Origin of the sequence: Arsukibacterium sp. (assembly GCF_033721375.1) — a bacterium.
Classification (GTDB): Bacteria; Pseudomonadota; Gammaproteobacteria; order Enterobacterales; family Alteromonadaceae; genus Alishewanella.
On the sequence record NZ_JAWWAP010000001.1, the window covers coordinates 99,397 to 113,065 of the forward strand.

The following is a 13,669-nucleotide window of genomic DNA, read 5'->3' on the forward strand; positions in this document are numbered from 1 at the left end:
GCGTGAGATGAATCTGATTCAGGATTAATATTCCACCTTTATTATGTCGCTTTGCGCCAGCACAGATCGTACTGCAAGCATGGTTGTGCCATCAGACGACAGTTCAAAGTTCAGACGAAAACGATTTTTGGCAATTAACTGCTTATCAGTATTTGCTGTCGTCATGTCAGTGCGATACAAATAAGCCAGATTCTCTTCATGTCCGGTGTAATAAAGTGCGCCTTGATAAACCTGCCAACGGTTTGGGCTGACACTAGGCAGTCGGGTAAGTAACACCGGCTCACTGTTGGCCTGTTCAAGCCAGGCATTGGCCTCGCTATCGATTACCAACGTTTGATTATCTGTCAGCTGCTGCTTAGCATATACCTGGTTCTGCGCTCTAACCTTAATGTCAGCATCAAGCTCATAACGGTACAGTGTCGGCTGACCATGTTCAATTCTGGCGAAGTGCAGCCGATCTGCTGCTGTCCATTGCACAGATGCTACCTTTTCCAGCTCAGTCGTCAGATAACGAAATTGCTGATCTTGTAACGCCAATATAAAGACTCTGCCGTTGGCAATACCGGCCAGATGCGTTTCCTCCTGATTCACCTGTAAAGCAGTAAATTCGATGTCTACCGGCAAAGACGCCAGTACGTATTTTACGTTATCGCGAATAACGGCAATCTGGCTTTTTTTATGATATTTATTAATAAGATAAATATGGCCGCTGCGCTTGCCGGTAACGGGAAGGTCTTCAGCACCGGAAAACTCTAAGTAGTTATGGTTCAGGCCACTATACGATAGAGGAGTCTGCGCCAGAAAAGGGTTAGGTTGGCTTACCAGATCGAGATAATTGCCATTGTGCTGACGAGCGAACAAACAACGATCACCGCAGCTGTAAAAAACATTATTAATATTATTAATATCAACTGGCAGCAGAGCAAACTGACGGCTGGTCAAATCATACTGAGCAAACTCGCCATAAAAGCTGGAAAGCGTTATCACCTGATCATCTGCGCTCCATATCAGGTGCTGGTAACTTCCGGGAAGTTTGCTTACATGAACCAGCTCGCCACTTGGTAAATGCTGAATAAGCAGCTCGTTGTCGTTAGCGCCTGTATTGCGAAGTATCGCCAGAAATCTGCTATCAAAGGATTCTCGGGCAAAATAATCACCACTGCCATGCCCCGCCGACGATGTCACGCTGGATAATTTCTGGCTGGCCAGTTCGTAATACCAAATGCCCTGGCTCCGGGTTGGTTGCTTAAAATCACTAAGGTACAGCCCGGAACCGTCAGAACTCCATGCTTGAAAATAACGTTGCCCTGCAACAACATCGGGTAAAGCAAAGATGTTACTTAAACCCTGCTGAGCAGAGAAATCGGCGATAAAAGTGTTGGTTTGCCCCGGTGTACTTCGGGTATACGCTAGCTTATCACCATTAGCAGATAACTGGCCGTTGGCGTAGTTTGCATCGTCATAAGTAAGCCGGGTTATCCGCCCGCTATCCAACGCTTTGGCGTAAAGTTGCAGGTAATCATCTTTATTGGCACGGTGCGAGAAAATCAATTGGTTTTGCGGAGCATTATAAAAAGGGCTGACTTCTGAACCATCCATACTGGTAAGCGACGTTAGCGTAACTGCCGCTGGTTGCGACAGCACACTATACCCAGTCCAGCTAATGACACCGAACAACAGTCCACAGGCAACCAGCCAGCGAGCAGCGGTTCGCATAACTAATTTTGGCTTATCGTCATTTACTGCACCAGCAACAGCGGTAACCTCAGCAATCAGTATATAGCCTTTTAACGGTATGGTTCGAACATAACGTGAGTCACGGGCACTGTCGAGCAGACTTTTACGTAGTTTTTTTATCACGGCCCGAAAGGCATCGTCGGTAATCACCCGATCTGACCACAAGGTTTTTTTTATGGTGTCTTTCGTTACCAGTTCGCCGGCATTATCGACTAGCAGTTTCAATAATTCATTGATCTGAGGCTCTATTTTCACTACCTGGTTGTTCTTGATTAGCTCAGCACGGCTATAATTAAAAACAAAATCACCTACTTTGAACACGTTATTTCACCTGCTTATTGATGTGACCTTTTGTGACTATTTACCCTTGCCGTAAAATCACAATAAGTCCTTTGCCACTGCCGGCCTTCCATTTCATATTGACAACGACCGTCACTAATTGGAAGAAAAAAAATGATAAAAATTATTATCTTGTGGTTGGGGGTATTTATAATCGCCGCCAGTGGCCACAGCCACGCTAACGCTCCGGCAGAGGCTTCAGCAACATTCAAACAGCTGCTAGATTCCGTCAGACAGAAAAGCGGCGTGCAAGGTATTGCCGTCAGTATTATTGAAGGCGGTAAAGAACCAACGTTCATTACCTCCGGCTTTGCCGATATCGAGCAGAGAACACCCATTACCGAACGCACCCAGTTTCGTTTTGGCTCGGTATCCAAAATTCTGGTTGCGATGTCAGTAATGAAGCTTATAGAACAACACCAGCTGACATTAAATACCCCGTTGCAGCAACTGATACCCGAAGTTCACTTCGATAACCCATATGAAGCAGATTTTCCGCTAACGGTGCACCATCTGTTAAATCACACTACTGGTTGGGACGCCATGCGTTTTGCCGAAAATGTACCGACCTCTGCCTCTCCGGTTACTATTAAGCAGGCACTGGATATTCACCCTGATAGCCGGCAATCCCGCTGGCCACCCGGCTCACGTTTCGCCTACAACAACACCGGGCCACTGGTTGCGGCTTATATTGTCGAAAAACTCAGTGGTGTCAGTTTTGAATCTTTTGTTAAAAGCCACTTTTTTACGCCGCTAGGAATGACTAACACCGATTATTTTTATACCGACCACTATCGCCAGCACGCTGCTACCCTGTATCTGGGAAACACGCCGTTAGCTTATGAGCATCTGAATAATCGCCCGGCTGGTGGTTTAAACAGCGATATGGCCGATATGATTGCCTTAGTCGGATTCTTATTAGATCAGGGAAAAGAGCCATCACGCCAGCTTTTATCAGCTTCATCGTTTCAGCTGCTGCAAACGCCAGCTGGCTCGCTCTCTGCTGATGCTGGTATTGAGCTGACCTACGCTCAGGGCATAAATCTGTTTCATGCCAATGGTAAGCTATTGTTTGGCCACGAAGGCAGTGTCCGGGGTGGCTCTGCGCTCGTGATCTACCAACCGGACTTACAGAAAGGCTACGTTATTGCCGTGAATGGAGAAGGGCCGGCAGTGCCGCAAATCCATCAGTTTTTGGCTAATTTAATTACCCGGCCTGGCGCAACGCAACATGTCAGCGAGCAACATCACTTTTCTGAAAAACAGCAGGCTCTGTCAGGTTTTTATCGTAGCATAAATCCGGGTGCCAGCCTTATTGCTCCATTCTCTGTGCTAAGTCCGTGGCAACTTAAAGTAACTGAGCAATCTGCTACTATCGGCCCGATAGTTGGCGCTAAACTGCGCCCGCTCGGAGCTGGCGGTGATAATTACTTTACCCAGTGGCAGACCGGCAAAACAATACTGGTGCCAGCCGAAGACCCGATAGCAGGCGCAGTGATTCATTATGGTCCGCAGACTTTCAAACGTATTTCGGCATTTACTGCCTATGCGCCGCTCTCTATTGTGGTGGTTTGGCTACTACTGACAATAAGCGCTTTCCTCTTTGCTTTAATTTGGCTGCCACGCAAATTGCTCGGCAAAACTGCAGTACTTGCCAGCATACGTTTGCGCAGCTGGCCGCTAATGACCATTGTGCCTTTACTGCTATCAGTTAGTTTAGTGTTGTATGCCAAAGCCAGCCCGGCTTTAACTGAATTAGCAGGCCAAGTCAGCTGGCTGTCGGTCGGCTTGCTGGTATGCAGCCTTCTGTTCTTTATCAGTGGACTTTGGAGTATGGTCATATGGTGGCAAACACCACGGCATCAGGTTCATCCATTAACATACTGGCACTCATCAATGCTGATAGCGCTGAACAGCCTGATAGCCATTTTTCTGCTGTTTAATGGTTTAATCGGCGTTCGTTTATGGGCATAACAGCAGTGTAAGCCGCACAAACATCAAACTGACACAGGCAGCTTCGGCTGCCTGTTTTTTTAGCAATAGGCACCTGCTCGCAAAACCAACCACTACTTTTCTTTACTGGCCGGATAATTTACCCCGGGGAAGCTGCCGGCCAGCTCTTCTTCCAGTAAATTCAGCTTTTTGCTGGCTTCACTATCGGCCAGGCCCTGGTCACGAACCTCCCGCAGTATCGCAATTAACCGGCGTCGGTAGTCCCAGTGCCATTCACCGCGCTGCTCCCACTTAAAAGTACGCTGAAATAGCAATATAAAAGCAGGAATAGCCGCTATCCCTGCCGATAATTTTGTCTGACCATCGCCAAATATCTGGGCAAATGCCGGGTAACTACTGGCTATAACCACCATAAATAACAATAAATGATTCAGCACAAAATCAAATTTGGAATAACGATAGCGGGAAGTTATTTCACGTTCTATTTCAGCCACAATGGCGCTTTTTTCTTCCATAACGTAGTTCTCGCAACACAGCGGTGATAAGTTCATTAAAAATAGCACAACCTTAAACACTGAATGTTTAACCGCTGCTTTTGAGTTAATGGAGTACGGCTACCCACACTTTACTATTGGCAGCCAGACACTATGCTATGTTTAATTGACGATAAATCAGTCAGGTAGCCATAACCTATGAACTTAATCCCGGAGATTGACTGGACTATTGCCGCATTACATATCCGTGACATGCTGATTGCTTTTATTCTGGCAGTACCCATCGGTTGGGATCGGGAGAAGCACGAGCGCTCAGCCGGCCTTCGCACCTTTCCGCTGGTTGCTGTGGCAGCCTGTGGTTATATGCTGGTTGGTCAGGAAATTTTCGACTCAGCCGAAGCAGTATCGCGGGTAATGGAAGGTATTATTACCGGTATTGGCTTTATCGGTGGCGGCGCTATCCTGAAAAATGTCGTAAAAGGTGAAAGTTATGTCCGAGGCACCGCTACTGCTGCCAGCCTGTGGCTAACCGGCGCTATGGGGCTGTCCGTGGCCGCCGGAAGGCTTGAAATTGCGCTGGTGTTAAGCGTGCTGACCTTTGTGACTTTACGAATGTTAACGTCAGCTAAAACAATGGTAAATCTATCTGAAGATAAATAATTACAAGTGTCATTAAGCCGTGCTCAGGCTATCGCATCTGCCAGTGAGCACTAGTGCTCACTTATGACGCCGGATAAAACCAGGCGTTTAGTATCAGGCCGTCCTGTACTTCGTACACCACCACTACCTCAGAGGGATGGTCTGCCAACCCATGCACTCTTTCATGGTCGATTACCTTACTCCCCGCCACCATTCTGTTTAGTACCTCAGCGCGCAGTGTGGCGATAGTAAAGCGCTCGCTCTGGTAAAACGCGGCAAGGGCGTCACGACCAACCAATGAAGGAGTGGTTGCGGGCATACGGTAAATAGCAATGTTGTTGTGATAACAGGCGATAAAAGCCGCTAAATCTTTGGCATTGTAAGCCTCAAGTTGGCGCTGTACTGGTATCTCTGGTTGTGGATCTGACATGGTGTACTACCCTTACTGTGGTGTTGCTGGCGTTATCTGAAGTGAAAACCTCAGCCCGCGGTCTACTGCGTTTTAGTCGTAAGCAGGCGTGTTACTTGCTGATGCTAACAGTTTAATGTCTGAAGTCATTTTAATAATCAAAAATAAGCCTGAAAGTTGGAGATTTTACGTCCAATGCTTGTTTTCGCTCGTAGCTCCCTGTGCAGTTAAATTTTTGTGTCTTTTACCGTGCATTTTCTACCTAGCTACAGGAGTTTTGTTATGAAAAAGATATTTTATCTGGTTTTGCCACTCTTTGTCCTTACTGGTTGTTTTGATGGTTCTGACGATGACGAGGTAATAGTCGAGCCACCACCGGTGTTTAGCGCTGATCAAACCTTTGAAATCAGTTTATCTGGCAAGCAACAGGTGCCGAATGTCGATTCGATGCAAATGGCATCGGCCACTGTCGAACTGGACACTGATTTAAAGCAAATTAGGGCCAGCCTCGATTTGTCTGATGTTGAAAATGTCGAAGCTGCTCATATTCATGATGGTGATTTAGGATTTAATGGTGAAGTTGCTTTTGCATTCAGTGCAGGCACCAATGGTATTTATACCATTGCCGAAACCGATATTACTGATGCCCTGATGGCTGATTTACAAAATGGTGAGTGGTACGTCAATGTGCATACTACTGAATATCCTGACGGTGAGATACGCGGCCAGATTGTTAACGATGACACAGTGATTGTCACCTTCCCGCTATCCGGCCAGCAGGAAGTGCCGGCTGTCGAAACCGCTGCCAGCGGTTATGCCTACGCGGCAGTAGATCAAACCGATTATGACCTTACCCTGACCGTTCGCACCACAGGCGTTGATGATGCAACCATGGCCCATATTCATACCGGCCGGGTTGGCACCAATGGTGATGTATTAGTTGGTCTGGAGGCCGCAGAGGAAGATGGAGTTTGGGTTATACCTGCAGATACCATGATTGATGAAGCGACCTTTAACGTGCTGGCCGGCGGCGGTCACTATGTTAATGTCCACACCCCTGCTAACCCGGAAGGTGAGCTCAGAGGGCAGATTATTACCGATAATTTTGTGCTGGCGACATTCCCGTTATCGGGTAATCAGGAAGTACCTATGGTTGATACTCAGGCTTCGGGCGACGGCTATGCCCTGGTTAATACTGACGACTACATGGTCGAGGTAGTAGCGGTAACCAGCGGCGTCGATTTTGCCACCATGGCGCATATTCATACCGGCCGTATTGGTAACAACGGTGATGTGTTAGTAGGTCTGGTGCAATCTGCAGATGATCTGGGTACCTGGATGACCCCGGAAGATACCCAGATTGATCAAGCGACTTTTGAAGTACTGGCTTCAGGTGGACATTATGTCAATGTGCATACTCCGGATAATCCTGGCGGTGAGTTACGCGGCCAGATTTTAACCGATAACTTTGTACTGGCGACCTTTGGTTTAAGTGGTGCGCAGGAAGTACCTGCTGTTACCACGATGGCATCAGGCGATGGTTATGCGCTGGTTAATACTGACGATTATGCCGTGGAATTAGTGGCACTTACCGAGGGTGTTGATGATGCCACCATGGCGCATATCCATACTGGCAGAGTGGGCAACAATGGCGATGTATTAGTCGGTCTGGAGCAGGTAACGGACGAACCCGGCAAGTGGGTAACCCCAGCAGATACGATGATTGATGCTGATATCTTCGCTGTATTAGCCTCGGGCGGCCATTATGTTAATGTGCATACACCGGCGAACCCTGGTGGTGAGTTGCGCGGCCAGATTGTTACCGACAACTTTGTACTGGCAACCTTCGCCCTGACTGGTGATCAGGAAGTACCGGCAGTAACCACTGCAGCAATGGGCAATGGCTATGCACTGGTTAATACTGCCAATTTTGCTATTGAAGTAACCGCGCTGACTGAAGGTGTGGATGATGCCACCATGGCCCATATTCATACTGGTCGTATCGGTGTAAATGGTGACGTTCTGGTGGCGCTGGAACAATCTGCAGATGATGCCGGCAAGTGGTCTACACCTGCGGATGCCATGATCAACGCTGATATTTTAACAGTGCTGGCCTCAGGTGGTCATTATGTTAATGTGCATACCCCGGCGAACCCAGGTGGTGAGCTACGTGGGCAGATTATCTCCAGTGATGAGTTTGCTCTGATTACCTTCCCGTTATCCGGGGCACAGGAAGTACCGGCTGTCGCGACCACCGCTACAGGAGACGGCTACGCCATGGTCGCATTAAGTGACTATAGCCTGGAGTTACAGGTGCTGACCTCAGGAGTGGAAGATGCCACTATGGCGCATATTCATACCGGTGTGGCCGGTGAAAACGGTCCGATATTGCTTGGTCTTGAACAAGACTCTGACAACGTCAACCGTTGGATGGCCCCGACTGAAGCCGCGTTAACTCAAAGCATTTTTGAAGTGCTGGCCGCAGGCGGTCATTATGTTAATGTCCATACCCCGGAATTTCCCGGCGGTGAAATCAGAGGACAAATAGAATAACAGTCATACCACTAAATAGCGGCACCAAATGGTGCCGCTATACTTTTTTAGCGTCTATAATTTTTATGTTTATACAATGGCATGTCGCAGCTTACAGGAGAATGCTTAAAGGAGACCAGAATGAGTAAAACAGCCACACTTTACCGGATGGTAACCGATCAACATATTTGTCCTTATGGTTTACGTTCAAAAGATCTGCTGCAAAGAGAAGGTTTTAAGGTTGAAGACCACAAACTCAGAACCAGGGAAGAAACTGACCAGTTCAAACAAAAGCATGGGGTAAAAACCACTCCCCAGACTTTTATTGGCGATAAACGCATCGGCGGATATGACGATTTACGTGACTATTTTGGCAAGGGCGAAGCCGGTCAAACCGGTACCACCTATACTCCGGTTATTGCGATATTTGCTGTCGCGGCCTTACTGACTATCGCCTTCCAGTATTTTGTATCCGGTGATTACGCTTCAATCCGCACTTTAATGCTGTTTATTGCCTTTTCCATGACGATGCTGGCCTTACAAAAGCTGAAAGATCTGTACAGCTTTACCACCTCGTTTATTACCTATGATTTGCTGGCGATGAAATGGCTGCGGTACGGCTACATCTACCCTTTTGTCGAGGCGTACGCGGGTATTGGCATGGTTGCTCAGCTGCCGGCACTGGCAGTCGCGCCATTTTCGCTGTTTATAGGAACTGTTGGTGCCATATCTGTGACAAAGGCAGTATATATCGATAAGCGAGAACTGAAGTGCGCCTGTGTTGGCGGTGACAGCCAGGTGCCGCTTGGCTTTGTATCGCTGTCTGAGAACCTGTTTATGATTGCCGGTGGGCTAATTATGTTGCTGTGGTGACCACTAACCCAAATCAATGGCAGAAAGCCCGCGGTTTCCAGAGCTGACTGCCATTGCTTCAGAGCAACATTAGTCGACTTTTAAATCAAATACCGCATCCACTGTACTACTAAACTTTACAGTGGCTTGTAAGTAACGGCCCGGCGCGACATCGGCGGCACCCAGCCTGGAGCCGGTCACTTCAATCCGCTCATATCCACCCTGTTGGCGTTGGGTGTTGGAGTTTATACTGTAAATACGGCCAAGCCTGGCGTCAAAAGCACTCGCCAACGCCTGAGCTTTGGCAGTCGCATTCTTCACCGCCATAGCAGTGGCTTGCTTTTGCATCTCCTCACTGTTTGATGCCTGCAACTGGATATTGGTCACTTCATTAAGCTGTACTTTTAAAGCGAAGTTAATCAGCTCATTTAGCTGATCGATATTTGTCAGCTCAACCTTTAGTGACCGTCTGGCGGTATATCCGGCTAACTGTCGATCATTACCGTCGGTATATAGGTAGTGCGGTTCAGTAAGCAGATTAGATGCTGTTATGCCGTCAGTTTTTACAGCGAAATCTTTAACGCCATCTAAAAACTGATTTACCCGGCTGTCAACTTCAGCTTTGGCTTTTAACGCAGTAGGCTGCATGCTCGATACGTCAAAAGAAATCAATGCAATATCTGGCGTAGCAGTAAGTTCTGCACTGCCCTGCACTGTTACATGGCGGTTTGCCGGCAAGCTATTGTCAGCTGCCACGGTAAAAACGCTAACGAGTAATAAAATGCTGATAAGTGTTTTCATGCAATTCCCTTCAGTGATATTAACCAGACTGCTGCTTGCGCTACTGACCTTAGAAATAGCTTGTCAGGCAGCGTTGACAGCATGGATAAAAAAATAGCGACCCACAACATTTTTTCCCTGCAAATCTTTTTAAAATCCTGTATATTGTCGCACTATTTTCAAACCCTAGCTTATTGAGATTACTATGTCAGCAGATTTATCCTTATACAGAAACATTGGTATCTTCGCCCACGTTGATGCCGGCAAAACCACTACTACCGAGCGTATCCTGAAACTGACCGGTAAAATCCATAAGTTAGGTGAAGTTCACGAAGGTGAATCAACTACCGACTTTATGGAACAGGAAGCAGAGCGCGGAATTACTATCCAGTCAGCAGCAGTAAGCTGTTTCTGGAAAGGTTACCGTTTCAACGTTATCGATACCCCGGGACACGTTGACTTTACTGTAGAAGTATATCGTTCACTGAAAGTACTGGACGGCGGTATCGGCGTATTCTGTGGTTCTGGCGGTGTTGAACCTCAGTCAGAAACCAACTGGCGTTATGCCAACGACGCTGAAGTATCACGTCTGATATTCGTTAACAAGCTGGACCGGATTGGTGCTGACTTTATCCGTGTTACCGAGCAGGTTAAAAAAGTACTGGGCGCTAATCCGCTGATCATGACCTTACCTATCGGTCGTGAAGACACCTTTAAAGGTGTGGTAGACCTGTTAACCCAGAAAGCTTACATCTGGGATGAGACCGGCCAGCCAGAAAACTACGAAGTCACTGACGTACCAGCTGATATGGCTGATGACGTCGAAATGTATCGTACTCAGTTAATCGAAACTGCTTTAGAGCAGGATGATGACTTATTAATGGCTTATATGGATGGCGAAGAGCCGTCTATCGAAGACATTCAGCGTTGTATCCGTAAAGGTTGTCGTGACCTGGCGTTCTTCCCTACATATTGTGGTTCTGCCTTTAAAAACAAAGGTATGCAGTTGTTACTGGATGCGGTTGTTGATTATCTGCCAAGCCCAACTGAAGTTATTCCACAGCCACTGACTGACGAAGAAGGTAACGAGAACGGCCAGCACGCTATCGTTTCTGCTGATGAGCCATTCCGTGCTTTAGCGTTTAAAATCATGGATGACCGTTTTGGCGCCCTGACCTTTATCCGTATTTACTCTGGTGTGCTGAACAAGGGTGACACTATCCTTAACTCATTCACTGGCAAAACTGAGCGTATCGGCCGGATGGTTGAAATGTACGCTAACGACCGGATCGATCTGACTACCGCACAAGCCGGTGACATCATCGCCCTGGTTGGTATGAAAAATAACACCCAGACAGGTCATACCCTGTGTGATCCTAAGCACCCTTGTACACTTGAGCCAATGGTATTCCCAGAGCCGGTAATCTCTATCTCTGTAACACCAAAAGATAAAGGTTCAGTTGAGAAAATGGGTATCGCCATCGGTAAGATGGTTGCTGAAGATCCAACGTTCCGGGTTGAAACTGATGTTGATTCAGGTGAAACCATCCTTAAAGGTATGGGTGAATTACACCTGGATATCAAAGTAGATATTCTGAAGCGTACTTACGGCGTTGAATTAGTGGTAGGTCAACCTCAGGTTGCTTACCGTGAAACCATTACCCGTGAAGTTGAAGACAGCTACACTCACAAGAAACAATCTGGTGGTTCAGGTCAGTTCGGTAAAATTGATTACCGTATTCGTCCGGGCGAGCAGAACTCTGGCTTTACCTTCAAATCAACGGTAGTGGGTGGTAGCGTACCAAAAGAGTTTATGCCTGCTATCGAGAAAGGCTTTGCCTCAATGATGTCAACCGGTACCCTGGCTGGCTTCCCGGTATTAGACGTTGAAGTTGAAGTATTTGACGGTGGTTTCCACGCCGTTGACTCATCAGCCATCGCGTTTGAAATCGCGGCAAAAGGCGCGTTCCGTCAGTCAATTCCAAAGGCCGGCGCGCAGCTGCTTGAGCCTATCATGAAAGTTGACGTGTTCACTCCGGAAGATCACGTTGGTGATGTTATCGGTGACTTAAACCGTCGTCGTGGCATGATCTCTGGTCAGGAAGCTGGCGTTACTGGTGTGCGGATTAAAGCAGACGTGCCATTGTCAGAGATGTTCGGTTACATCAGTAGCCTGCGTACCATGACTTCAGGCCGTGGTCAGTTCTCTATGGAGTTCTCACACTACTCACCGTGCCCGACTAACGTCGCGGATGCGGTAATTGCCAAAGAAAAAGAAAAGAAAGCCGCTGCAGCTAAAAACTAATTAGCTAAGCTGCCGTTTAAAGCCCCGCCAGTGCAAACTGGCGGGGCTTTTTATTTGGCGTAACACAAACAGCCTGCAATTGGCCCTATGGCATAAGCCTTGCTACAGTTAATAGCCTAACCTGATAACTGAGGTGCAGTATTACCACTGCGCCAGAAAAGGAGTTGCAGATGAGCTCAACCAGTTTTACCCAGGGGGGCTATCCGCTAACGGCCGACTGTTTCGACGAACTCGTTAGCGGCAACGGCAGTATTCGTCGCCCCGCAGTAGCGATTGCCCGCTTTATCGATAAACATGGCCCCAGCGAATTAATCAGAAGACAATCGTTGATAAATCAGACCATTAGTGACATGGGGGTCTGTTTTACCTTGTATGCCGATGGCGACAATATCGACCGCGCCTGGCCGCTGGACGTGATGCCCCGCACTATTCCCAGCAGTGAGTGGCAGCTAACCAGCGATGGCCTGAAACAACGTTTGCATGCCCTGAATCTTTTTATCGACGACTTATACAACGACCAGAAAATTCTGAAAGATGGCGTTGTTCCCAGCGAACTGGTATTGCAGTCCAGAAATTTTTTAACACCTTGCCAGGGTGTTTCGCCCCGTTTTAAGACATGGGCGAATATTTGCGGCACCGATCTGGTGCGTGATGGTAGTGGTAAGTTTCTGGTATTAGAAGATAATTTACGAGTGCCTTCCGGCGTTTCTTATATGCTGGAAAACCGTACCGTAATGAAACGGGTATTTCCGGAGCTGTTTGCCGACTCGACCATTTTCCCGGTTGATGACTATCCGCATCAGTTATGGAAAATGCTGGCTTCACTTTCACCACGCGATTGCGAAGTGCCCTGTATCGTGCTGCTAACGCCCGGCATTTATAACTCTGCTTACTTTGAGCATACCTTTCTGGCCCAGCAGATGGGAATTGCATTAGCAGAAAACCACGACATGTATGTTGAAGATGACGTAGTGTGGTTAAAAACCTTGCGCGGAAAAAGAAGAGTAGATGTTATCTACCGGCGGGTAGACGATGTGTTTATTGACCCCCAGGTATTCAGACCTGACTCGGTACTCGGAATTCCGGGCCTGATCAAGGCATGGGCCAAAGGCAACGTGGCCATTGCCAACGCGCCGGGCTCCGGTGTTGCAGATGATAAGGTGGTATATGCTTATGTGCCGGCCATCATCAACTACTATCTGGCAGAACAACCCCTTATTGATAATGTCGAAACCTTTTTGTGTCTTGATCCCAAGCAAAAAAGTTATGTGCTGGCAAATCTGGACAAACTGGTGGTTAAACCGGCTAACGAGTCTGGTGGCTACGGCATCTTAATCGGCCCCCGCTCCACCCTGGCCGAGCAACAGCAGATGGCAGCGGCAATTGAAGCTAATCCACGGAATTTTATAGCGCAACCTACGTTAAACCTGTCAACCGCGCCAACCTTGTGCGGTGACGTGTTAGAGCCACGCCATCTGGATTTGCGGCCCTTTATATTACAGGGTGAAGAACTTTACTGTACCACCGGTGGTTTGAGCCGGGTTGCGCTTACCAAAGGCTCGCTGGTAGTCAATTCATCTCAGGGCGGCGGCAGTAAAGACACCTGGATCATTAATGACGAGGTATAAC

At 47.8% G+C, this 13,669-nt stretch carries 10 protein-coding genes; 6 read left to right on the top strand and 4 right to left on the bottom strand.

Features of this window, described 5'->3' with window-relative positions:
• Nucleotides 1-24 precede the first annotated feature (24 nt).
• Complete coding sequence (locus R3187_RS00440; protein WP_318964729.1) at nucleotides 25-2,058, bottom strand: winged helix-turn-helix domain-containing protein; 2,034 nt, start codon at nucleotides 2,056-2,058, stop codon at nucleotides 25-27.
• A gap of 132 nt (nucleotides 2,059-2,190) precedes the next feature.
• On the opposite strand from R3187_RS00440, the gene R3187_RS00445 reads away from it, so the two are divergent.
• Nucleotides 2,191-4,050, top strand: coding sequence for a serine hydrolase domain-containing protein (locus R3187_RS00445; RefSeq protein ID WP_318964730.1), 1,860 nt, complete (start codon nucleotides 2,191-2,193; stop codon nucleotides 4,048-4,050).
• 92 nt (nucleotides 4,051-4,142) lie between these two features.
• Here the strand turns inward: R3187_RS00445 and R3187_RS00450 are convergent, their stop codons facing one another.
• On the bottom strand, nucleotides 4,143-4,580 hold the full coding sequence (locus R3187_RS00450; RefSeq protein ID WP_318964731.1) for a hypothetical protein: 438 nt from the start codon (nucleotides 4,578-4,580) through the stop codon (nucleotides 4,143-4,145).
• 141 nt (nucleotides 4,581-4,721) lie between these two features.
• On the opposite strand from R3187_RS00450, the gene R3187_RS00455 reads away from it, so the two are divergent.
• Nucleotides 4,722-5,183 carry an MgtC/SapB family protein gene (locus R3187_RS00455; protein ID WP_318964732.1) on the top strand — a complete coding sequence of 154 codons (462 nt, stop codon included), beginning with the start codon at nucleotides 4,722-4,724 and terminating at the stop codon, nucleotides 5,181-5,183.
• 61 nt (nucleotides 5,184-5,244) lie between these two features.
• On the opposite strand, the gene R3187_RS00460 is transcribed toward R3187_RS00455, so the two are convergent.
• Nucleotides 5,245-5,592 carry a nuclear transport factor 2 family protein gene (locus R3187_RS00460; protein ID WP_318964733.1) on the bottom strand — a complete coding sequence of 116 codons (348 nt, stop codon included), beginning with the start codon at nucleotides 5,590-5,592 and terminating at the stop codon, nucleotides 5,245-5,247.
• A 261-nt stretch (nucleotides 5,593-5,853) separates the two neighbouring features.
• Here R3187_RS00460 and R3187_RS00465 point away from each other — a divergent pair, with 261 nt between their 5' ends.
• Nucleotides 5,854-8,124: a CHRD domain-containing protein gene (locus tag R3187_RS00465; protein WP_318964734.1), complete on the top strand. Its 2,271-nt coding sequence runs from the start codon at nucleotides 5,854-5,856 to the stop codon at nucleotides 8,122-8,124.
• A gap of 120 nt (nucleotides 8,125-8,244) precedes the next feature.
• A complete protein-coding gene (locus R3187_RS00470; RefSeq protein WP_318964735.1) occupies nucleotides 8,245-8,976 on the top strand; it encodes a glutaredoxin in 732 nt (243 codons plus the stop codon).
• A 69-nt stretch (nucleotides 8,977-9,045) separates the two neighbouring features.
• Here R3187_RS00470 and R3187_RS00475 read toward each other — a convergent pair whose 3' ends face one another.
• On the bottom strand, nucleotides 9,046-9,756 hold the full coding sequence (locus R3187_RS00475; RefSeq protein ID WP_318964736.1) for an SIMPL domain-containing protein: 711 nt from the start codon (nucleotides 9,754-9,756) through the stop codon (nucleotides 9,046-9,048).
• A 178-nt stretch (nucleotides 9,757-9,934) separates the two neighbouring features.
• Between R3187_RS00475 and fusA the strand changes: the two genes are divergently transcribed.
• Together fusA and R3187_RS00485 are read left to right on the top strand one after the other, a co-directional pair.
• Entirely contained in the window at nucleotides 9,935-12,040 is a 2,106-nt protein-coding gene (gene fusA, locus R3187_RS00480; protein ID WP_413229008.1) for an elongation factor G, read from the top strand.
• 170 nt (nucleotides 12,041-12,210) lie between these two features.
• Nucleotides 12,211-13,668, top strand: coding sequence for a circularly permuted type 2 ATP-grasp protein (locus R3187_RS00485; protein ID WP_318964738.1), 1,458 nt, complete (start codon nucleotides 12,211-12,213; stop codon nucleotides 13,666-13,668).
• The last annotated feature ends 1 nt before the right edge of the window (nucleotide 13,669 follow it).

What these genes read in the sequence shown, in the direction of transcription:
- R3187_RS00445 (WP_318964730.1), top strand. Translation starts at nt 2,191, where the DNA reads ATGATAAAAATTATTATCTTGTGGTTGGGGGTATTTATAATCGCCGCC.
- R3187_RS00450 (WP_318964731.1), bottom strand. Translation starts at nt 4,580, where the DNA reads ATGAACTTATCACCGCTGTGTTGCGAGAACTACGTTATGGAAGAAAAA.
- R3187_RS00455 (WP_318964732.1), top strand. Translation starts at nt 4,722, where the DNA reads ATGAACTTAATCCCGGAGATTGACTGGACTATTGCCGCATTACATATC.
- R3187_RS00460 (WP_318964733.1), bottom strand. Translation starts at nt 5,592, where the DNA reads ATGTCAGATCCACAACCAGAGATACCAGTACAGCGCCAACTTGAGGCT.
- R3187_RS00465 (WP_318964734.1), top strand. Translation starts at nt 5,854, where the DNA reads ATGAAAAAGATATTTTATCTGGTTTTGCCACTCTTTGTCCTTACTGGT.
- R3187_RS00470 (WP_318964735.1), top strand. Translation starts at nt 8,245, where the DNA reads ATGAGTAAAACAGCCACACTTTACCGGATGGTAACCGATCAACATATT.
- R3187_RS00475 (WP_318964736.1), bottom strand. Translation starts at nt 9,756, where the DNA reads ATGAAAACACTTATCAGCATTTTATTACTCGTTAGCGTTTTTACCGTG.
- R3187_RS00485 (WP_318964738.1), top strand. Translation starts at nt 12,211, where the DNA reads ATGAGCTCAACCAGTTTTACCCAGGGGGGCTATCCGCTAACGGCCGAC.